Source organism: Streptomyces sp. NPDC057445, from assembly GCF_042802855.1.
Taxonomy (GTDB): Bacteria; Actinomycetota; Actinomycetes; order Streptomycetales; family Streptomycetaceae; genus Streptomyces.
This window is the reverse complement of the sequence record NZ_JBHVDH010000006.1, coordinates 65236-84406: the sequence shown is the minus strand read 5'-3', so window position 1 is coordinate 84406 and position 19171 is coordinate 65236. Positions and strand designations below refer to the sequence as shown.

The following is a 19171-nucleotide window of genomic DNA, read 5'->3' as shown; positions in this document are numbered from 1 at the left end:
GGGTTCAGGGCGTGTCGAGACTTGCGAGAGCGTGACGGATCGCCGCGAGGGCTTCCTCGTTGGTGGCATTGAGCTGCCTCGCCGCAACCGCGTAACTGCTTGCCTGTTCGGCGAGCTTCAGTTTGATGTCGACGGGGGTCGCCGGGGCGACGACCCGGGTGCCGGAGCCCCGGCGGCTCTTGACGAGCCCCGCGGCCTCCAGTTCGCGGTACGCCCGCACCACGGTGTTGTTGGCCAGCCCGAGGTCGGAGGCGAGCTGGCGAACGGACGGCAGTCTGTCCCCGTCAGACAGCCGACCGACCGAGATCAGGACGGCCAGTTGCGAGCGGAGCTGCTCGTAAGGAGGGACAGGCGAAGCGGGGTTGACGGTGATGCCGTGTGCTGTCACGGCCGCTCCTTGACGTAGGCCTGCGGCAGCAGAAGGACGCCCAGACAGTGACACGCGGTCACTGCCGAGATGAGGACCGTGACAGCCAGAGCCCCCAAGGCCGTGGCTTTCATCCCGCCCGCGCAGGAAAGGCTCAGCACCGCGATGGTCATTGTCAAGGAGACAGCGAAAAGAGGGGCGGTCACCAGCACTCCCCATGCGCCGATCGCCGCCCGGACCCGCAGGCGGCGTTGGTCGTCACTCCCGGACCGCGCGGTGATACGGCGGAGGAGCAGTGCACAGGCAAGGGTGCCGAGGGCGAGACCGCCGATGGTCGGCCAGGCGTAGTAGGGACCGGGCCAGGGGGTCAGAAGTTGGGCTCCCGCCGGGCAGGCGACGGACAGTGCACGTCCTGAACGGCCGTCAGCGTCCGCCGAGGCCGTGGTGGCGGCGATGCTCAGGAGGGTCACCAGGACGACGGCCTGCGCGGCCAATGCGGTGGTCAGGGGCTGTGGCAGGTAGTCCCGGATCCGGCGGGGTCTCACTTGGGCCACTCGTGGTCGGCCACGACTCGGGCGCGCGATCAGATCTGCTGTGAAGACGCCGGCCATGACACACAGACCGAACACGGGGAATCCGTAAAGCACATCCACGTCGGGCTCAGGGCTGAAGGACACCAGCGCGTTGACGACGAGACCGGTCGCCGCACCGGCCCAGCGCACGAGGGTGTCGAGACCTGTCCGCCAGGTGCCTTCCGTTTCTGCTTCAGCAGACATCGTGATGCCTTTCCCTCCCCTAGGGTGTATTAACTCCATGACACAGTTACCTACGGACCTAAGTGTGTCAAGTGTCTGACACACTTGGGGTCGGTGGGACGCGGCGGCGGTGCGCGTCGTCAAAGAGACCCAGGGCGTGGTCGGCTCGGTGCCGACCGCTACATGGGGGCGGTCCCGCGCCCCGGTGCTCCGTTTCGGGCTCGGCGGCCTACCTCAGTTCGGTACGCCGAGGTCGCGGCGCACGGCGCGGCGGAGGTCGGCCGGAGCGGCGTCGAAAGTCCGTGGGAGCAAGTACGGCCAGTTGGTCACGTAGTTCGTACGCGCCCGGAGCCAGGAGCAGCTCGGCCGGCGCGCTCCCGGCGCCAGTTGAGTCGGTCGGCAATCAGTGGCGAACAGATTCCGGACGATCAGCCGAGGCACACAATGACCAGGCACACCTGCGTCGGCGACGACGGCTCTGCCGGTGGTGTTGTCGGCAACAGGCTCTCGGCCGGTGTGCCCGGGCCGGGACGTTCGGTGGAAGCGGGCGGGGGCGTCGCAGGGGCAGGAGCCGGGGCGTTGCCGGCGTGCCTCTGCTCGGCAGACCCGGGTGGGGTGTGCGGCGTTGTGCTCGGGGGCGCCGGGGGCGTGGCCGTGACGACGGCTTTCGGCTGCCGGACCGTCGGCGCAGTGTGAGGCGCGGCGACGGTGGTGTTCTGCTGCCGACTGGCTGTTGTGCGCGGGGGAGTGCGACGCTGCGAAACCCGGGCGTCCGGCTGCTCCGACGGCGCGTCCGCGGGCGCTGTCCGGGGCATGGCCGTGGTCACCGACTCCGGTACCGGCTCCGGCTCCGGCGGTGAGGCTGCGTGCGCGTGGTTCGTGGCAGGCTTGGCGGCCGGCAGCACGGCAATGGTCAGGCCGCCGCCGACCAGCGCGACCGCCGTCGCCGCCATGGCCCGACGCCGGTTCTTCTTCCAGCGCGCCAGTTGCCGACGCCGGGCCGCCCGGCCCTGCGCGGGCGGGGTGGCCGCCTCGAAGACACTGGACGATCCAGTGCCCGCTGCGTCCGCCACCGAGTCCTCGGACGCGCCGCTACCGGCCGGCGCGGTGTCGAAGTCCCGTGCGGTGTCGAAGTCCCGTGCGGCTTCGAAGCGCTGAGTGCCGGGGTCGGACCCCGGAGCGCGGACCTCCTGCGCTCCCCACGCCTGCCGCGTCGGGACAGAGGGGCTTTCGCTGTGGAGGCGATGGGCAGGCGGCGCGATGTCCGGAGCGTATGCGCCGCACCCTGGGCACACGAGTGCCCCATTGAGATTTCTGCGGCACGAGAAACAATAGTCCATCTGCGATCTTTCTGTGCTGACTGCGCCGCCAGGGACGCCGGCGACCTGATCAAGTTCGCACGCGGGATCGAGCGGGCCCATAACGCTAACGGCGTTTCCCGAAGGCGACGCGCAGCAGTTGTGATGCTGATGCAAAGATTTGCCGACGATGATTTCTCGTACTCCCGGACATGTCATCACGAATGCGGGGATGAGAGGTGGGTTTGGCGGCATTCCGCTCATTGAGGCGTCGCGAGGTGACCATGACGTCGCGACGTGAGGCCCGTGACCTTCTGCGTGTGCTTCCGATCGCGGACCTCACCGAAAAACGCGGCACACCCGACTTGCTCGGCGTGGTCGATCCGGCCGACCTGGACCCGTCAGAGCCGGCGCAGCCTCGCCGCGATCCCATGGCCGAGCAGCAGGTAGATCACGGCCGGAAGACCGTGATTGAGGAAGACCCGCAGGCCTTCGCTCTCCATGGTGAAGATGTCCTGGGACCAGGCGGCGAGCCAGTCGGCCATGTCGTGCACAAAGCCGACGAAGACGTTTCCCTGGTTGGCCTCGAGCAGGTACAGCAGGATCCACAGACCAAGAAATGCTGCGGCTATGTCCGCGATCGTATGGATGGCCAAGGCTGCCCGGTTTGCTCCGAGGCTGTCGCGCTGAGGGGGGTATGAGTTGTAGGGCTCGTTCATGGGCATGGGTTCATGGGGATTGCTCATGCCCTGCTTGCTTGCCTCGCGCGAGTGCGCGAAACCCTTTTCAAACCTGCGATTGCATATCGTTCTTGCGCTCGACCGGTGCCGCGATCCGTGCTTTGAACGCCGAAATACCGACTACCGGCCACAATTGCGGACCTGCCCCGGGCCGAACAGCTGTGAACGCGGCTGATCACGAGCGGAACTTCATTCACGGCCGCGGCTGTTGGCGCTGCGCGGGGCGGGCGAGCAGCCAAGCGGTGAGACCGAGGAGTCCGGCCAGCGGACCCAGGAACGGCGCGGGCGTGGTGTGGAAGATCGTGCTGCCGAGCACACCGATGAGCTGCCAGATCGCGCCGAGAACCGCCAGGACGGAGAGCCAGTGCCACCGGTCCCGGCGCGCCACGACGAACGGCAGCAGGCAGACGGCGGCGGTCTGGACCGCGAATCCGACCACGAAGTAGCTGTCGTGGAAGGCGTTCCACCACGGTGCGGTGTTGTCGGCGAGGTCCGCGACGTACTCGGCGCGGTACTCGAGGAACGTGGGGTCGGGATAGTCGGACGGCCACCAGGGCAGGACGTAGAGCCCCAGCACGGTGAGGACCGTGGCGATCGCCGCCAGCCAGTACGCGGCGACCGTCCTTCCTTCGGACACGTGACCTGTGGAGACGGTCATACGTGGACCTTGGTGCTGCACGGGTGCGGCGACGGTGCCATCACTGCATCAGCTCCCTTCGGCAGAATCGGTCTGCGTTCGAGCAACCCTGCCGTACACGCAGTGCGGCAGGATCCGTGGAACTACGTATGCGCTTACGGGAGTTCACCTCGAGGAACGGCTGCTGCCGCTGCGCAGGTCCAGGCGGGCCGCGGCCGGGATCGGGCTCCCTGTCGGGATCGGGCTCCCTGTCGGGAGGGGGGCGGGAGCCGGCCCGCGGTCGGCGGGCGATGGACCGGCGGGCGATGGACCGGCGAGTGAAGGACCGGCGTGCGAGGACCGCGAGTGAAGGACCGGAGAGCGAGGACCGGCCAGAACCGCATGCTTCCCGACAATTGTCTCCTGGCAGGACCATAGGGTGCCGTCGGAAGACATGATCGACGCACAGGACGCAAAGGGTGTCCATGAGGCAGGACGGGACGTGGCCATGCTGGTCGGCAGATCCGCGGAACTGGAGCGGCTCGACTCCGTGATCGCCGGCCTTGGGCAGGGCGGCGCTCCCGCGGTCGTCGACATCGCCGGGGAAGCCGGCATCGGGAAGAGCCGGCTGCTGAGCGAACTGTGTTCGCGGGCCAGGCGGAGCGGGTTGACGGTGCTGCGGGGCAGGGCCACGGAGTACGAGCAGCACACCGCGTACCAGACGTTCGCCGACGCGTTCGCCGACGTCGACCCCGGGTTGCTGGACGCCGATCCCGCGCTCGCGGAGGCGGCTCCGGTGCTCTTCGGCGCACGGGGCGCGGCGCCAAGTGCGGGCACTCCCAACCGCTTCGGCCTCCATCGCGCGATCGCGGGGCTGCTGGCGCGGCTCGGTGACGGCGGGCTGGTGATGGCCCTGGACGATCTTCACTGGGCCGACCCCGCGTCCCTGGAACTTCTGGATCATCTGATCCGGCACCCGGTTCGCGGCCGGGTGCTTCTCGCCGTGGCGCGCCGTGACCGTCAGACGCCGACCTCCCTCACCTCGGCGCTCACACGCGGCGCCGACAGCGGCGCCGTGCTGGGCATGGCGCTGGAGCCGCTCGCTGAGCAGGAGTCCGTCAAGGCGCTGGCCTCCGACCTTCCTCCGGACCACGCCAAAGAGCTCTACGTGGCCAGTGAGGGCAATCCGCTCTACCTCCTCTCCCTGCTGCACGCATACCGGCACGGGGCGTCGTTGCGCGGCATCACCGCCCCGGGCTCGCGCGACAGCCGGCGCGACAGCGACGCGATCGGAGTCCCGAGCGGACTGGCGGCCCTGCTGCTGGACGAACTGACGACGCTGCCCGAACCGCAGCGCCGTGTCGTCGAAGCCGTGGCGGTCCTCGGCGACCACGCGACGCCCGCCATGCTGACCCTCTCGACCGGCCACTCCACGTCCGAACTCGACGACTGCACACGTGACCTGGCGCAGCGCGATCTCCTGCGCATCGGGTCGGGCGACCGGTGGGCGCTGCGCCACCCGCTGCTGCGGGCGCTGGTGTACGAGAACACCGCCGCCCGGCGACGTACCGAGCTCCACCGTCGTGCGGCGGACGAACTGGCAAGGACCGGCGCCTCCGTCGCCGAGCGGGCCCATCACGTCGAGAGGTCGCTGACCGGCTGGGATCCGGAGGCGGCCGCCGTGCTGAGCGAGGCGGCCGCCCAGCTCGCCCACACCGCGCCGGCTACCGCCGCTCACCTGCTGGAAGTTGTTCTCCGGCTCCTGCCGGACACGGCCGAACATGCCAAGTGGCGCGGCGAACTGATGCTGTCGAGAGCCCGGGCGCTCGGCGTCTGCGGCGATCTGCGCGAGAGCCGCAGCCTGCTGCACGCGCTGATCAGCACATCAGGTGCGGACGACCCCTCGCTGCGTGCGAACGCCATCGCACAGTGCGCCGTGATGGAACGGCACCTCGGACACTCTCCGGAGGCCACCGCCCTCCTTCACCGGGAGCTGTCCCGTCGTCCCGGCCCCCCGCCCGGCCAGGTGGTCTCCCTCGGGCTGGCCCTGGGGATGTCCGCCCTGGTGACCGTCTCCTACCCCGACGTGCGCGCGGACGTCGCACGGACCCTTGCCGTCGCCCGTTCCCACGGTGACCACACCGGTGAGGCCTGTGCACTGGCGCTGGCATCCCTGGGCGAGGCATACGAGGGCAGGACCGAGGCGGCCGGGAGTTTCGCCGATGCCGCCGCGAGGCTCACGGACGGACTGACCGACCCCAACCTCACCGAACTGTGCGAGTCGCTGGTGTGGCTGGCCTGGGCCGAAGCACTGCTGGAGCGTCATGGTGACGCGGAACGGCACGTCGAGCGCGGCCTGGACATCGCCCGTGGCAGTGGTCAGCTCTATGTCCTGCCGCACCTGCTGACGAGCAGAGCGTTCGTGCACCTGAACACCTGCCGGCTGCCGTCCGCCCTGGAGTCCGCCGAGGAGGCCGAATCCGTCGCACGGGCGATCGGCAGCAGTGAACTCCTGGCATTCACACTGGCCTTCAAATCGCTGATCCTGCTCCTGGCCTGCCCCTGGGGCGACCCCAAGGCCCTGGCGACCGCCGAGGAAGCCGTCGCGACGGTCGGCAGCAGCGACAGCTGGTGGGCCTCACTGGCCTGGTCCATGCTCGGCCACTGTACGTATGTGAGCGGTGACCCGCAGCGTGCGCAGGACGCCATCCTGCATGCCGGAGCCGGCCACGAACTGCGGCGGGTACAGCCTTCGATACGCCCGGCCCAACTGGAGACGCTCGTCGGCACCGCCATGGCCACCGGCCGGCTCGACCAGGCCGGACGCTGGGCCGCACAGGCCGTTGAGGAGGCGGATCGGCTGGGCCTGCGGGGCCAGCGTGCGGCCGCACTCCGCGCCATGGCCGCGCTCGCCGAGCACCGGGGTGACACCGGCGAAGCCGCACGCCTCTTCGACGAGGCCGCCCAGGAGTACGCGCGCTCCGGCATGACGCTCTGGGAGGCGTACTCCCTGCTGCGGGCAGCTCCCTTGGTGAAGGCCGCCGGGGAGGGCTCACGCGCGGTGGACATGTGGCACCGCGCCCACCGGCTCGCCGACGGCGGTGGCGCGCGTCTGCTGTCCGACCTGGCCGAGATGATCCGTCCGCAGGTCCTGGAAAGCGCCCGACGAGTTCCCGCGCAGCCGGCCGGACTGACGGCACGAGAACTCGAGGTGGCCGAACTGGTCGCGGAGGGACTGAGCAACCAGGCCATCGCGACCAAGCTCTACCTCAGCCGCCGTACGGTCGAGACCCATCTGTCCGCGATCTACCGGAAGACCGCCGTACCGTCCCGCTCGGCCCTGGCGAGCCTCATGACGCGCACCGCACTCGAGGGACTCGCCTGATCCGGCGCCGCGTACCCCGGGCCGCTCATGCGCGGCGGCCCGGAAGGCGGACCGAGGGCCGCGACCGGGAGCGTCGCGCTCACCGTTCGGTCCTGAGGCGTCGGCGGACGCCGCGATGATGTCCTGCCGAAATCTGCTGCAACAGCTCGCCCATGTCGCGCACTCCGCGGTCGGGTTCCCCGGCGCGCGGCGCCGCCTATCAAACTGTCGCCCGCCGCGGAGGGGCGCGCGTTTGTCGGCCCACGTGGGTTACGGGGTGGGCTCCGACCAGCGCGGCGGCAGCACGCCTCGCCCGTGCCTCGAGGTCGGTGTGCAGCTTCACGGGCTGCTCGAAAGTCCTCTCCGCCGTAGGGAGGTTCATGGTCGACGGCGACGGCGACGGCGACGGCGATGGCGAGGCGCGGGTCAGGATGTTCTCGTCGCGGCATCACCGGTGCGGTCGGGGCTTGACGGTTGATTCCTGCGGCGGATGTGGAGCCTGCAGTCGGGCAGGTTCCTCGCCCGGCCGCCGGGCGGGCAACCGGACAGCTCCCGGACTTCTGTCTCCGCGCACTCGATGCGACACGCTCCGCGCTTCAGCCGACCGTATGAGCCTGGACGGTCTCAGTGGGAGCTGTCGTCCTGTGCGGCTGCGGCGCGGCGGAACTCTGCGTTGATGCGCTGAGCTTCCTCGAGCTGGTCTTCGAGGATGACGATGCGGCAGGCGGCCTCGACCGGCATGCCCTGGTCGACGAGTTCGCGGGCGCGGGCGGCGATCCGCAACTGGTAGCGGGAGTACCTGCGGTGCCCGCCCTCGGAGCGCAGCGGGGTGATGAGGCGGGCCTCGCCGATGGCGCGGAGGAATCCGGGTGTGGTGCCGAGCATCTCGGCGGCCCGTCCCATGGTGTACGCGGGGTAGTCGTCGTCGTCCAGACGGCCACTGAGCGGAGTGTCTGCTGTCATTCTCACCTCTTGTGCAACGCGTCGAGGGGGCCCTGGTGCCGTACGGCACCAGGGCCCCGAAGGAAATTCAACACCATCTGTCGGCGCTAACGCTGTGCCGACCTTCTGTTTCCGCTACCTCCGCCCGGGAGAGGGCGGGGGCGCGGGGATCGCGGATGCGTGACCGGGGACCACCTTCCATTCCGGGGTCGTCGGTACCCGGGCCGGATCTTCCTTGCCCGGGCGATCCTGATGGCGTCTGCTTCCTCCGTTCTTCCGCTGTGTCAACCACGTGCCAAACCGATGTCGCTTGTACTGCTACCCACCGCTTCGTCTCTGGCGGGTTTCGTTCGACCATGTCTCCGAGACAGACATTAGCGATGGGACCACCGAATGTCTACTCTGGCGAGAGTAGATTTTGAGGTTCTTGAGGTAGAGGTAATGTGCTGCACGCAACGGCGGTCGTGACCTCGCGCCGCGCGCCTCAGGGCCTCTGCACCCGAAGCGCCACCTTGCGATCCCCGCGACAGGCGGATGCACCGTGTCGCGATCAAGGATGTGAGCGGCCGGACCGTCGGTGACTTCGGCTGCTTCCGACGACCGACCCACCGCTGCTGAACCGCCGGCCCCGCCGGAGAACGTGGCCGTGTGTACCGGACGCCGGAACGCGATGAGGGCCCGACCGGCGCGCCGGTCGGGCCCTCATGCTGTCCTGGTCTTGGTGTTCGCCTGTTCCGTCGGTTACACGGGCGCGGGGGAGCCGAGCAGTGCCGACGCCTCCTGGATCGGAGTGAGGGTGCCCGCGGGGGGTGAGGCATCGGGGAGGGGGTGGCAGGTGAAGCCGAGACTGGTCATGGCCCTGGTGACTTCGCCGGCGGTGAAGTCCCGGCGGTCCTGCCGGGTGATGATTTCGCCCACTTGCTTGACGGGGTACTGGCGGCGGCCGATGGTCACGGACTCACCGGTGACCGGCTCGGGCTTGATGCCCTTCATCGACGCCAGCACGTCGCTCTTGGACAGGTCGAACGGGAAACGGGCGATGATGCAGCGCATGGTGCCTCGCAGGTTGAGGGGGAGAGGTCGGCCGGAGAGCGGCGGATCAGCGTGAGAAGGCGAGAACGCCGACGGCGCAGCCGTGCTGATCGACGACGGGCAAGTTGCGGACGAAAGGCCCTGGCGTCCGGCACCGCATCGCGTGTTCAGCTGCGACCGGTGTGGTCAGGGGGGAGGTGAACGGTCCGCTGTCGCCGACGACGTCCCGCAGGCGGATCCGATCCGTGTAGGCGGAGCTGTCGCGTACGGCGGTGAGCTGGGCCTGAGTGATCAGGCCTGTGCACAGGCCGTCCGCGTCACAGACGAGCAGGTGCCCGGCACGCGCACTGGCCATGACGGACAAGGCCACCTCTACGGTCATGTCGTCCCAGACCTGCGGTCCGGGCGCGTCCATGGCGTCGACCACGGTCCTGATGGCGGAGTCCGCCGGACGTGGCTGCATCTGGACCAGCGTCAAAAGGTACCTCCTGCAGACATGGGCGATCTTCCGGTCACGAGCGTTCCGCGCCGCCGCCGAGCACGGACTGCCGCTGAGCCGTGCGGCGCACCGCCTGGCCCGTGCGGCGCTCCTGAGCGGTACGGCCGCGCCGGCCGCGAGAGGCGGAGGCACCGCGCTCGGGGCGTCCGGGCGCCGGTGCCGTGATGACGACCGGGATGCCCGACGGGGTTTGCGCGCCGGTGATGCGGTTCAGTTCGGCCTCGCCCGAGCGGATCGGGGTGGTCTGCGGGTGGATCCCTGCGTCCGCCATGAGACGGACCATGCCACGGCGCTGGTCGGGTGTGACCAGGGTGACGACGACGCCCGACTCGCCGGCGCGGGCCGTGCGGCCGCCCCGGTGCAGGTAGTCCTTGTGGTCGCTGGGCGGGTCCACGTTGACCACCAGGTCGAGATTGTCGATGTGGATCCCGCGCGCCGCGACATTGGTCGCGACCAGCACCGTCACATGCCCCGCCTTGAACTGGGCCAGGGTCCGGGTGCGCTGCGGCTGCGACTTCCCACCGTGCAGGGCGGCGGCCCGTACACCGCTGTTCAGCAGGTGGCCGGTGAGCCGGTCGACGGCGTGCTTGGTGTCCAGGAACATGATCACCCGGCCCTCTCGCGCCGCGATCTCGGTCGTCGCCCGATGCTTGTCCGCGCCGTGCACATGGAGCACGTGGTGCTCCATCGTGGTGACCGCACCCGCCGACGGGTCGACGGAGTGGACCACCGGGTCGGTCAGGTACCGGCGGACCAGAAGGTCGACGTTGCGGTCCAAGGTGGCCGAGAACAGCATCCGCTGCCCCTCCGGGCGCATCTGATCCAGCAGCGCCGTGACCTGCGGCATGAAGCCCATGTCGGCCATCTGGTCGGCCTCGTCCAGGACGGTGATGCGGACCTGGTCGAGGTGGCAGTCGCCCCGCTCGATGAGGTCTTTCAGCCGGCCCGGCGTTGCGACGACGACTTCTGCCCCACTGCGCAGCGCACCGGCCTGCCTGCCGATCGACATCCCGCCGACCACTGTGGCCAGCCGCAGACGCACAGAGCGGGCGTACGGAGTGAGCGCATCCGTCACCTGCTGTGCCAGCTCCCGAGTGGGTACCAGCACCAGGGCCAGCGGCTGCCGGGGCTCGGCTCGCCGGCCCGCCGTACGGGCCAGCAGCGCGAGGCCGAAGGCGAGGGTCTTGCCGGACCCGGTGCGCCCGCGGCCGAGTACGTCGCGACCCGCGAGGGAGTTCGGCAGGGTCGCGGCCTGGATCGGGAACGGTACCGTCACGCCTTCGGCGACGAGCGCGGCCAGCAACGGCCCGGGCATGTCGAGGTCGGCGAACGCCGCGGCGGCGGGGAGTGCGGCGGTGATCGTTGTCGGCAGGGCGAACTCCCCCTGCAGCGCAGCGGGCCGGCGTCCGTAGCCACCCGAACGGCTCGGGGCACCGGAGCGGCCGGAAGCCGCAGCGCCGGCGCGGGCGCCACCCTTTCCGAAGGCGGAATTGCCGGGACGGCTACGGGTACGGGCGAAACGGTCGTTCGTACGTGTGCGGTTCATGCAGAACCTTCCTGGAGGCGGCACCTGTCAAGGAATTCCTGCAGTAAAGAGCAACGCAGAGAGTCGCAAGAGGGCCAGAGCAAATGCGCGAGCGGATCTGGTCGGCGGGAGAATCCCATGGACCGAGGCGGGCGCTGAACGGGTGGCGCGATCCGGGGCGGAGGATCGGGGCGTCGAGCGTGGGAAGCTCTGACGGACGCCGTCCGGGCCTGGATGGAGCATCCTCCAGGCGGTGGGACTGCGGACCCCGGATCATGCCGGCGCTGGAATCGCCGCGACGTGGAGGCCGTGCCCAGAAACGCAACGAGCTGGGGCTCGCACCCCGAAGTGCGGGCCCCAGCTGCGAACTGCGCGCGTCAGCGTCAGGCAGGAACGATGTTCTCCGCCGTCGGGCCCTTCTGGCCCTGCGCGATGTCGAAGCTCACCTTCTGGCCTTCCAGCAGCTCACGGAAACCCTGGGCGGCGATGTTCGAGTAGTGGGCGAACACGTCAGCGCCGCCACCATCCTGCTCGATAAAGCCGAAACCCTTTTCCGCGTTGAACCACTTCACGGTGCCAGTAGCCATCTTGAATCTCCTTCGGGGGCCATGCTGGGAGTCCGCACTGTGCTGACTCCGTGTCGCCGCGATGATTGCCCCGTCCGGAAAGTGTCCGGAAGTGTAAAAGCGCTCCCATTGGCGCACTCCGATTGGCGTGCAAATCCAGTGGGGGCACTTGACGTTCCTGGGAACCACAACTGCAACTGAGTCGACAGTAGCACGGTGCGATCGACTGTGCGCGATAAGCAATTTCATTCGGTCTGCTGCACCAGAAACTCTCATCGCGCGTTGCGTCGATATCTCACTTCACGGCCGCAGATATTGGTTCGCCCGGAACACAGCGTTTCCGCGGAGAAGGCGGGCGTCAGGGCGATGGGCGGCGTGGTCGGCCGGCGGCGCGAGGTGGTGCCGAGCGACGCACGGTGGTCGGCGACCAAACGTTCCTTCAGTCGGCGGGCGATGTCGCGGTCGAGGGCAGGGCCCTCGACGCCGGTTGAGGTGATGAGTGCCCACGTCGGGTCGTTGACGGAGTTCACCGGGTGCGTTTGTCGGTGGCCCCCGCTAGTCTGCGGACAACCGACCGTCTGCTTCGTTTCAGGGGGTTTTCATGGCCTCGCGTCTCAACCCGTATCTCAGCTTCGGCGGTGACGCCAGGCAGGCGTTGGAGTTCTACGAGGAGGTTTTCGGCGGCACGCTGGCGCTGAACACCTACGGTGAGTCCGGCCAGGCCGCCACACCGGACGCCGACAGGATCATGCACGGCATGCTGGAGACTCCGAGCGGCTTCACCCTCATGGGCGCGGACTCCCCGCCGGGGATGGAGCACACGCCGGGCAACAACTTCTCGGTGAGCCTCAGCGGCGACGACGCCGCCGAACTGCGTGGCTACTGGGAGAAACTGTCCGCCGGCGGCTCCGTGGCCGTGCCCCTGGAGAAGCAGATGTGGGGCGACGTGTTCGGCATGTGCACGGACCGGTTCGGTATCCCCTGGATGGTCAACATCAGCGAGCCGCAGGGCTGAGCGACAGCTCCACCGCCCCGAAGGCAACCTCCGCCACCTCGACGCGGCCCAGGCCGTTGACGTCCGTTTCGCCGCCGGAGAGGACAGCGAGGACTGCGACTGACCCTTCTGCCGTCCTTGACGCTGTCCTGTGGCCGGTCCCGTGACAGCCTGTGGGCGGGCCGACCCTGCTGGTCCAGCCGCAGAGTTCATCGCGGTTCTCGGCGAGGGCCGCGAACTCAGCCTGGGCGACCGTGACGACCTCCTGCGCGAAGACTCGGTACGCGCCGTCGTCGTGACCCCGCCGAGTGGGTGCGGCGGCGTGTACGACAGGAGGCCGACGTCCGTCCTAGGCTGAATCTCGCATGTGATGGACAGGAGGCTTGAGGTGGCCGGGACGACGCTGCCCGAGACGACGGTGGCCGAGGTGATGGCCGAGCTGGCCGAGCTCGAGGACCCGAAGACACGCGCGGTGAACGAGAAACACGGTGACGATCACGGTGTGAACCTCAGCAAGCTGCGCGCGCTCGCGAAGCGGCTGAAGACGCAGCAGGAACTCGCGTGCCGGCTCTGGGAGACGGATGACACCGCGGCGAGACTGCTGGCGATCCTGATCTGCCGCCCGAAGGCGTTCGAGCGTGACGAGTTGGACGTCATGTTGCGCGAGGCGCGCACACCCAAGGTGCACGACTGGCTCGTGAACTACGTGGTGAAGAAGAACCCGCACTCCGAAGAGCTGCGCCTGGCCTGGTCCGCCGATCCGGATCCGGTGGTCGCGAGTGCCGGTTGGGCGCTGACCACCGAACGCGTGGCGAAGAAGCCCGAGGGCCTCGACCTCGCAGGACTGCTCGATGTCATCGAGGCGCAGATGAAGGAATCCCCGGATCGCCTGCAGTGGGCGATGAACCACTGCCTGGCTCAGATCGGGATCGAGCACGCCGAGTACCGCACCCGTGCACTCGACATCGGTGAGCGCCTGGAGGTGCTCAAGGACTACCCGACTTCCCCGGGCTGCACGTCTCCGTTCGCGCCCATCTGGATCACCGAGATGGTGCGCCGACAGCACGACACGTAGGAAGGTTCGCGCTCACGCTCGTGCCGCTGCTCCCTCAGAACGCGGCACCCCCAGGCGTACTCACTGCGGTCGGAACAGCGATCGGGTCTGCTGTCTCGGGGAGTGGCGCCCGCAACCAGGCGGAGCCCGGCCGTCGGGGCAGTCGGGCATACGACATCGGGCCCGAGGCGAAAGCGCCGGGCCCGATGCCTTACTGAGTAGCGGGGACAGGATTTGAACCTGCGACCTCTGGGTTATGAGCCCAGCGAGCTACCGAGCTGCTCCACCCCGCGTCGGTGAACACAACCCTACGGCACGAACAGCCTGTGCCGAACCAGTTTTTCGCGCGGAGGAAGTCGCTCCACTGGTATTGCGGGTCTGACCTGCGTAAACGTGGCCCCCGGCACCCGGCACGAAGCATTCGCATGGCACGAGGAGCGTCTCCCCCAGGGGACACTGTCGGCTTCATCGAGCCCGTGTTCCTGCTCCGCGAGACGGACGGATGAATCCAGCACCGATGCGACCGGTGCGGACTTCACCTCGCGCCGGGTGAGCGACCGCCTCACCCGGGTTCATGACGTCCCAGGCAGCCCGATGCCAAGAGCGGTTTGCTGCTGGTCAGCTTTGGGTGCGGCGCAGTCCCGGTGGGCGCGGGCCGTCCGGCCGGGTGGATCGCGAGGTCGGGTTGGAGCCGGTGGCCCGTCGCCGGAAGTCGGCCGCGTGGTCGGCGAAGGCGTCCGGATGACGCAGGGCCAGCTCGCGCTGCCGCGCTGCCGCGCCGTTGCTCGGCTTCCCGGTGATGACCCGCGGCGCCGCATGACTCTATGGCTGCACCGCTTATGCGCGTCTCCCGCCACCACCGCAACCTACCGGCCGGCGGCGTCAGGCGCTTTACGGCTCGTTCGTCTCCTCGGTGGCCGCGGCCCGGGTACGACGGCGGCCCAGTAGGGCGCTTCCCGCGATCACCACGCCGATGGCGACGACCTTGGCGGCCTGGTAGTAGCCGGTCGACAGGTTCTCCGGGGCGCCGGGCAACCGGAGGAAGACCCACGCTGCCGCGAGACCACCGAAGATGATCAGTGCGACGGCGCCCAGCGTCCCGAGCTCCGTCCACCAGGGGCCTGTGCCGTAATCCCGCTCGTCGGAGTGCTCAGCGTCCTTGTCGGTCACGGTGCGTTCTCCTGTGCGTGTGGTGGCGGTCGCGAGGGAGGACGCGGGCCACGGTGCGTGGTGCTACCGAGCCGTTCCCCGCTGGGAGCCGACATCCTGCCAGTCGGCGAAATCACGCCACTCACCCGGCCCCTTCGAGCGGGGCCATGGATGACTCCCGCCGGGGTGCCGACAGGACCAGCATCAGAATTGCCACGACCTGGACCGCTCGTCCGCGCAGCCCACACAGAGCTCTTTGGTACCGACCGCACAGGTATGAGGGCCACGAACCCACGGGCCCCTCAGCAGACTTGAAAATCCGCGAACCGCTGGTTCTGACCTACCCGTGGTGCTTAGCTCCGAACGGCTACGCCACCCGCCGCCCGCCGCCAGCTCCACGCCCGCGGCATACGACCCGGCGGTCAGCGGGTCGTGGCGCAGGTGATGCGCCGCTCCCGCCATCGCAAGGCGGGTGTGGTGGTCGCCTACCTCTACCGCCTCGACCGGGCCGAGCCCGTGCGGCCCATGACCGCAGGGAAGTCGGCCGCGCTCGCCAAGGCGATGCAAGCCCGCCGGACGTGTCACGCCTGCCGGACAGACGCCGGATACGTCATCCCGACCTCTGCGGTCACCGCGGTTGCTGTATCCGCTGCTGTACAGCGGGGCCGCTCACCACGGGCCCTTCAAGTCCGCCAGCGGTGCCAGAGCAACCATTTCGCGTGCTGCGACAGGTGATGGCGCCAGAGCCAGAGAGGCAAGCGCCGGTGCGGGACAAACGTCCAAAGGTCGTCGTCGGCTTCGTTCCCCCTGGGCCGGGTCCGCAAAAGGGCCAGGCACTCGGCATCGACCGTGTGGTGAAGACGTGCATCGTGCGCGAGCGCGACCGTGCCCTGCCGGCGCAGCTCTTCCGAGTCCGAGCACAGAGCGCGGGCGATCCGGGGAAGGATGACCCCGGGGTCGGAGTGATCGAGGGCAAGGCCGATCACTGCCACTCCGACATGAGGCTCCTCGCGCTCAAATGCCGCGTCTATTTCCTCCGGCCGGTCCATCCCGAGCAGGCCTGTGCCGTCCGCCCAGTTGTAGGCCCGGTCAGGCCTCAGCGCTGCTGTGACCGTCGTGCCCCGTGAGTCCCCGCCGCTTCCCGTCGGATCGGGCACGCAGCGGGCACGGCCTCTTCGTCCCGACCTGAGTCGGATGGTCTGTGACCTGCGAGGACTGTCCGCGAGAGTCCGTGGTTGTACGCCTCACTGCGGTGCCGTCGTAGCGTAGTTAGACACCCAATCGGTGCCCGGCACAGTTGCTTCCAGTTCGTAAGTCCGGCAAGCCGACGTCCTGTGGGTCGTGGGCATCTTCCTCGGCCTGGTGATCGCGATCAACGTTGCGGCCAAGGGCATCGACTCCCCTGCCCTGGGGGTGTTGCGGTTCACTGTGACTGTCATCGTCATCATGATCGCGTGCCGCTGGCTGATGGCTCTGGGCTTGCTCGGATACGCCAGGCACCTGGGCGAACATCGCGTCACGGTCGACCGATCAGGGATCGGCACTGTGTCCGAGCGTCATACGAACCACACAGGTTGGGAGTTCTACGGGCGCTGCGTCGAGAGTCGCCGGGTCTTCGTGCTACTCACCCCAGATATATGGGGCGCCGGAGTGCTGATACTGCCCAAGCGCGGCTTGAGCGCGCCACAGGACACGGAACGCATGCGGGAATTGCTCGCCGCCGCGCTGATCGACCAGCACTCAGTCCGGGCCGCGCGGAAGAAGGGCGCTGACCAGACGGGAGAGGGGTCAAGTGGTGCGGAAGTGGTGCGCGGAGTTTAGAAGGGTCTAGACAACATAAAGGCCTGGGTCGGGGATCACGTCCCTGGCCCGGGCCTTCAAGTATGGAGCGGGTGACGGGAAACGAACCCGCGCTCTGAGCTTGGAAATCACCGCTTTCTGGGCTTCGTTGATGCCTTGACCAGCGGCAACGGGTGCCAGGGCGAACCGTAGGGCTTTTCCGGGCACCCGCTGCTGACCGTGGCTTACCGACCTGGCGGGCACGGATCGGGCACGCCATGACATGTGACTTCTTCGTCCCGAAGCAATTTGGGTGTGGACTCTGCCTTGGACCGGTGTGTCTCTCACCTGCGCTGATGGTCCGCAGACGTTCGCGCTCGTCCGCCGCTGTTCGTCGGCGTTGTCACGCAGTTGGACACTCACCGCTCAACGGCCAAGCACCTATAAGGCTGTTGTCAGTGCCGGCCTTTAGGGTCTCAAGCGCGCGGTCGGCTTCCGGGGGTTCCAGCTCTGAAGGGAATGGTTGCATCCCCGGCCTGTCTGGGGGCGGCCCGGAGAATCGTCCGGGACCTAACCGATGGTCGGGCTTCGTCGATGGCCAGCAGATGACCTGCCAGAGCCGACCGCGCACCATCCCCTCTCGTGGGCATCACCTGATCCGTAGCTCTAGCCGGATCGGCCAGTGACGGTCATTCCGGCCGCTACCAGGCCCCGGAAGGACGCTACCGGGCGCGGCCGATTGCTGTCCGCGAGCATGGCCGGGGCGCGGACACCACCTCCTTCCCTCGCGAGGACCACGCGGGTCGGCCTCGGGCAGGACTGGCACGAAGCCTGCGGGGAAGGGCCGCATCTCATCGCCCTGCATTGCGAAGAACACGGGCCGGAGAGCATGTGGCCGCAGCCACTCATGCTCATGCTCCCGGAGGGGTTCGATCCCCCGCTGAGCGACGCGCAACTGGCCTGGGTACGGGGGGAGGACGGCGCTGTCTAGGCGTGATCCGAAAGAGACGGCCCAGGTCCGCGGCATTGGCGCATCGGGTCCCCAGCGATCTTGAAAACCGTCGTGGCGGCGACGTCACCGTCGGTTCAAATCCCACACCCACCGCAGGCGAACGGCCCCTGACCAGCCAACTCGGTCAGGGGTCGTCGGCATGTCCAGCCACTGTGATCGCCTGGTGTTCCCCGTGATTCCCCGCTGGCTCGGGCACGCATGGGGCACGGCGATTCAACGCTTCTGGGCTCTGCACCGCTTGAGAAGTCCGGCGCAGATCTTCGACTCGTTTCCCAGGCCTGCTCCACCAGACGATCACGCAGACGAAGAAGGCAGCAGTGCCCACGCCCAAGCGCGGGCTACGGGTGGAGTGCTCGGCGCAGCGCTTCGGTGGCCAGCGTGCGTGCGACAACGGTCGCTTTGGAGTCGCGGAGGCTGTCGAGCATGAGGAAATCATGGACCATCCCCAGCACTCGTACCGCTGTGACGTCCACTCCCGCCTCGCGCAGCTTGGACGCGTACGCCTCGCCTTCGTCACGCAGCACATCGGCCTCATCGGTGATGACCAAGGTGGGGGGAAGACCGCGGAGTTGCTCGATGTCGGCGCGCAGTGGCGAGGCATAGATTTCGGCGCGCTGCTCGGGGTCGGTGGTGTAGGCGTCCCAAAACCACTTCATCCCGTCGCGAGTGAGGTAGTAGCCGTCGGCGAACTGCTGGTACGAAGAGGTGTCGAAGTTGGCGTCGGTGACCGGGTACAGCAGCACCTGTGCGGCCAGGCGAACATCGCCGCGTTCCTTGGCCATCAGCGCGAAGACTGCGGACATGTTGCCGCCGACCGAATCGCCGCATACCGCGATCCGGGAGGCATCGAGGTTCCGCTCCTCGCCGTTCTCGATGATCCACTTACCGACCGCGTAGTTCTGCTCGATCTGAGTGGGATACTTCGCCTCGGGGGCCAGGTCGTAGACCGGGAAGACCACCGCGGCGTCCGTTCCGGTCGCCACTTCCCGGACCAGTCGGTCATGAGTTTTCTCGTCGCCGAACACCCATCCGGCGCCGTGGATGTACAAAACCACCGGGAGGGTTTTCGTCGCCCCCTGGGGACGGATGATTCGGGCTCGGACCTGGCCGTACTGGCCTGCGTCGACGCTCACCCATTCCTCGTCCACCGTGGGCTTGGCCACCCCTTTGCCCGCCTGCAGATCATCAAGGATCTCTCGGCCGTTCTCCGGTGGGACTTCGTAGAGGCGCGGGTGCGGCTTGGTGGAATCCGCCAGTTCCTGGGCCGCGGGCTCCAGGACCGGCGTCGGGAGCAACGAAGAAGTAGCCATGGTGTGCCTCCTGCGTCAGAATTCGGTCGCGACGGCCAGGCCCAACCGTCTCCCATCGTCTCTCAGCAGCGCATTGGCGCAACTTTGGCCAAGGCGCTGGAGCGTGCGCCACTGGTGATCGGCTCATGCAAACTCGCAGCTTGCGCGGGCTAGGAGTCGCCACCGACCC

General features: G+C 68.4%; 17 protein-coding genes, 1 tRNA gene and 1 pseudogene. 5 read left to right on the top strand and 14 right to left on the bottom strand.

Going from position 1 to position 19171, the window contains the following annotated elements; all coding sequences use genetic code 11:
- Positions 1-4: 4 nt before the first annotated feature.
- The 4 genes from ACFU5O_RS16070 to ACFU5O_RS16055 form a co-directional block, all read right to left on the bottom strand.
- The gene (locus ACFU5O_RS16070; protein WP_384240579.1) at positions 5-388 is read right to left on the bottom strand and encodes a GntR family transcriptional regulator; all 384 of its coding nucleotides are present in this window, start codon (positions 386-388) and stop codon (positions 5-7) included.
- The gene (locus ACFU5O_RS16065; protein ID WP_384240577.1) at positions 385-1143 is read right to left on the bottom strand and encodes a hypothetical protein; all 759 of its coding nucleotides are present in this window, start codon (positions 1141-1143) and stop codon (positions 385-387) included. The genes ACFU5O_RS16070 and ACFU5O_RS16065 overlap by 4 nt, the downstream gene beginning before the upstream one ends.
- A gap of 1678 nt (positions 1144-2821) precedes the next feature.
- A complete protein-coding gene (locus ACFU5O_RS16060) occupies positions 2822-3145 on the bottom strand; it encodes a hypothetical protein (protein ID WP_384241063.1) in 324 nt (107 codons plus the stop codon).
- 208 nt (positions 3146-3353) lie between these two features.
- Positions 3354-3818 (bottom strand): hypothetical protein, encoded by a 465-nt coding sequence (locus ACFU5O_RS16055; protein WP_384240575.1) that lies wholly within the window; start codon positions 3816-3818, stop codon positions 3354-3356.
- 412 nt (positions 3819-4230) lie between these two features.
- Between ACFU5O_RS16055 and ACFU5O_RS16050 the strand changes: the two genes are divergently transcribed.
- Entirely contained in the window at positions 4231-7161 is a 2931-nt protein-coding gene (locus ACFU5O_RS16050) for an AAA family ATPase (protein WP_384240574.1), read from the top strand.
- Between the two features lie 603 nt (positions 7162-7764).
- Here the strand turns inward: ACFU5O_RS16050 and ACFU5O_RS16045 are convergent.
- From ACFU5O_RS16045 to ACFU5O_RS16020, 6 genes are all read right to left on the bottom strand, one after another.
- Entirely contained in the window at positions 7765-8103 is a 339-nt protein-coding gene (locus ACFU5O_RS16045) for a MerR family transcriptional regulator (RefSeq protein WP_384240573.1), read from the bottom strand.
- Positions 8104-8823: 720 nt separating this feature from the next.
- Complete coding sequence (locus tag ACFU5O_RS16040) at positions 8824-9135, bottom strand: SCO5918 family protein (protein WP_384240571.1); 312 nt, start codon at positions 9133-9135, stop codon at positions 8824-8826.
- Positions 9136-9181: 46 nt separating this feature from the next.
- A complete protein-coding gene (locus ACFU5O_RS16035; protein WP_384240569.1) occupies positions 9182-9592 on the bottom strand; it encodes a CBS domain-containing protein in 411 nt (136 codons plus the stop codon).
- A gap of 34 nt (positions 9593-9626) precedes the next feature.
- Positions 9627-11159 (bottom strand): DEAD/DEAH box helicase, encoded by a 1533-nt coding sequence (locus tag ACFU5O_RS16030; protein ID WP_384240567.1) that lies wholly within the window; start codon positions 11157-11159, stop codon positions 9627-9629.
- A gap of 362 nt (positions 11160-11521) precedes the next feature.
- Entirely contained in the window at positions 11522-11725 is a 204-nt protein-coding gene (locus ACFU5O_RS16025) for a cold-shock protein (protein WP_004986771.1), read from the bottom strand.
- 251 nt (positions 11726-11976) lie between these two features.
- Entirely contained in the window at positions 11977-12234 is a 258-nt protein-coding gene (locus ACFU5O_RS16020) for a hypothetical protein (RefSeq protein ID WP_384240565.1), read from the bottom strand.
- 71 nt (positions 12235-12305) lie between these two features.
- On the opposite strand from ACFU5O_RS16020, the gene ACFU5O_RS16015 reads away from it, so the two are divergent.
- Entirely contained in the window at positions 12306-12719 is a 414-nt protein-coding gene (locus ACFU5O_RS16015) for a VOC family protein (RefSeq protein WP_384240563.1), read from the top strand.
- 349 nt (positions 12720-13068) lie between these two features.
- The gene (locus ACFU5O_RS16010; protein WP_384240561.1) at positions 13069-13773 is read left to right on the top strand and encodes a DNA alkylation repair protein; all 705 of its coding nucleotides are present in this window, start codon (positions 13069-13071) and stop codon (positions 13771-13773) included.
- Positions 13774-13971: 198 nt separating this feature from the next.
- On the opposite strand, the gene ACFU5O_RS16005 is transcribed toward ACFU5O_RS16010, so the two are convergent.
- Positions 13972-14045, bottom strand: a tRNA-Met gene (locus tag ACFU5O_RS16005).
- A gap of 598 nt (positions 14046-14643) precedes the next feature.
- Complete coding sequence (locus tag ACFU5O_RS16000) at positions 14644-14922, bottom strand: hypothetical protein (RefSeq protein ID WP_384240560.1); 279 nt, start codon at positions 14920-14922, stop codon at positions 14644-14646.
- A 308-nt stretch (positions 14923-15230) separates the two neighbouring features.
- Here ACFU5O_RS16000 and ACFU5O_RS15995 point away from each other — a divergent pair.
- Positions 15231-15636: pseudogene (locus ACFU5O_RS15995) on the top strand (RRQRL motif-containing zinc-binding protein).
- Here ACFU5O_RS15995 and ACFU5O_RS15990 read toward each other — a convergent pair.
- Positions 15585-15950, bottom strand: coding sequence for a hypothetical protein (locus tag ACFU5O_RS15990; protein WP_384241127.1), 366 nt, complete (start codon positions 15948-15950; stop codon positions 15585-15587). The pseudogene ACFU5O_RS15995 and the gene ACFU5O_RS15990 sit on opposite strands and share 52 nt — an antisense overlap.
- Positions 15951-16242: 292 nt before the next feature.
- Between ACFU5O_RS15990 and ACFU5O_RS15985 the strand changes: the two genes are divergently transcribed.
- Positions 16243-16722, top strand: coding sequence for a YcxB family protein (locus ACFU5O_RS15985; protein WP_384240558.1), 480 nt, complete (start codon positions 16243-16245; stop codon positions 16720-16722).
- A gap of 1308 nt (positions 16723-18030) precedes the next feature.
- On the opposite strand, the gene ACFU5O_RS15980 is transcribed toward ACFU5O_RS15985, so the two are convergent.
- Positions 18031-19002: an alpha/beta hydrolase gene (locus tag ACFU5O_RS15980; protein ID WP_384240557.1), complete on the bottom strand. Its 972-nt coding sequence runs from the start codon at positions 19000-19002 to the stop codon at positions 18031-18033.
- Between the last annotated feature and the right edge of the window lie 169 nt (positions 19003-19171).

What these genes read in the sequence shown, in the direction of transcription:
- ACFU5O_RS16045 (WP_384240573.1), bottom strand. Translation starts at nt 8,103, where the DNA reads ATGACAGCAGACACTCCGCTCAGTGGCCGTCTGGACGACGACGACTAC.
- ACFU5O_RS16060 (WP_384241063.1), bottom strand. Translation starts at nt 3,145, where the DNA reads ATGCCCATGAACGAGCCCTACAACTCATACCCCCCTCAGCGCGACAGC.
- ACFU5O_RS16055 (WP_384240575.1), bottom strand. Translation starts at nt 3,818, where the DNA reads ATGACCGTCTCCACAGGTCACGTGTCCGAAGGAAGGACGGTCGCCGCG.
- ACFU5O_RS16025 (WP_004986771.1), bottom strand. Translation starts at nt 11,725, where the DNA reads ATGGCTACTGGCACCGTGAAGTGGTTCAACGCGGAAAAGGGTTTCGGC.
- ACFU5O_RS16065 (WP_384240577.1), bottom strand. Translation starts at nt 1,143, where the DNA reads ATGTCTGCTGAAGCAGAAACGGAAGGCACCTGGCGGACAGGTCTCGAC.
- ACFU5O_RS16040 (WP_384240571.1), bottom strand. Translation starts at nt 9,135, where the DNA reads ATGCGCTGCATCATCGCCCGTTTCCCGTTCGACCTGTCCAAGAGCGAC.
- ACFU5O_RS15980 (WP_384240557.1), bottom strand. Translation starts at nt 19,002, where the DNA reads ATGGCTACTTCTTCGTTGCTCCCGACGCCGGTCCTGGAGCCCGCGGCC.
- ACFU5O_RS16030 (WP_384240567.1), bottom strand. Translation starts at nt 11,159, where the DNA reads ATGAACCGCACACGTACGAACGACCGTTTCGCCCGTACCCGTAGCCGT.
- ACFU5O_RS16015 (WP_384240563.1), top strand. Translation starts at nt 12,306, where the DNA reads ATGGCCTCGCGTCTCAACCCGTATCTCAGCTTCGGCGGTGACGCCAGG.
- ACFU5O_RS16010 (WP_384240561.1), top strand. Translation starts at nt 13,069, where the DNA reads ATGGACAGGAGGCTTGAGGTGGCCGGGACGACGCTGCCCGAGACGACG.
- ACFU5O_RS16050 (WP_384240574.1), top strand. Translation starts at nt 4,231, where the DNA reads ATGATCGACGCACAGGACGCAAAGGGTGTCCATGAGGCAGGACGGGAC.
- ACFU5O_RS15990 (WP_384241127.1), bottom strand. Translation starts at nt 15,950, where the DNA reads ATGGACCGGCCGGAGGAAATAGACGCGGCATTTGAGCGCGAGGAGCCT.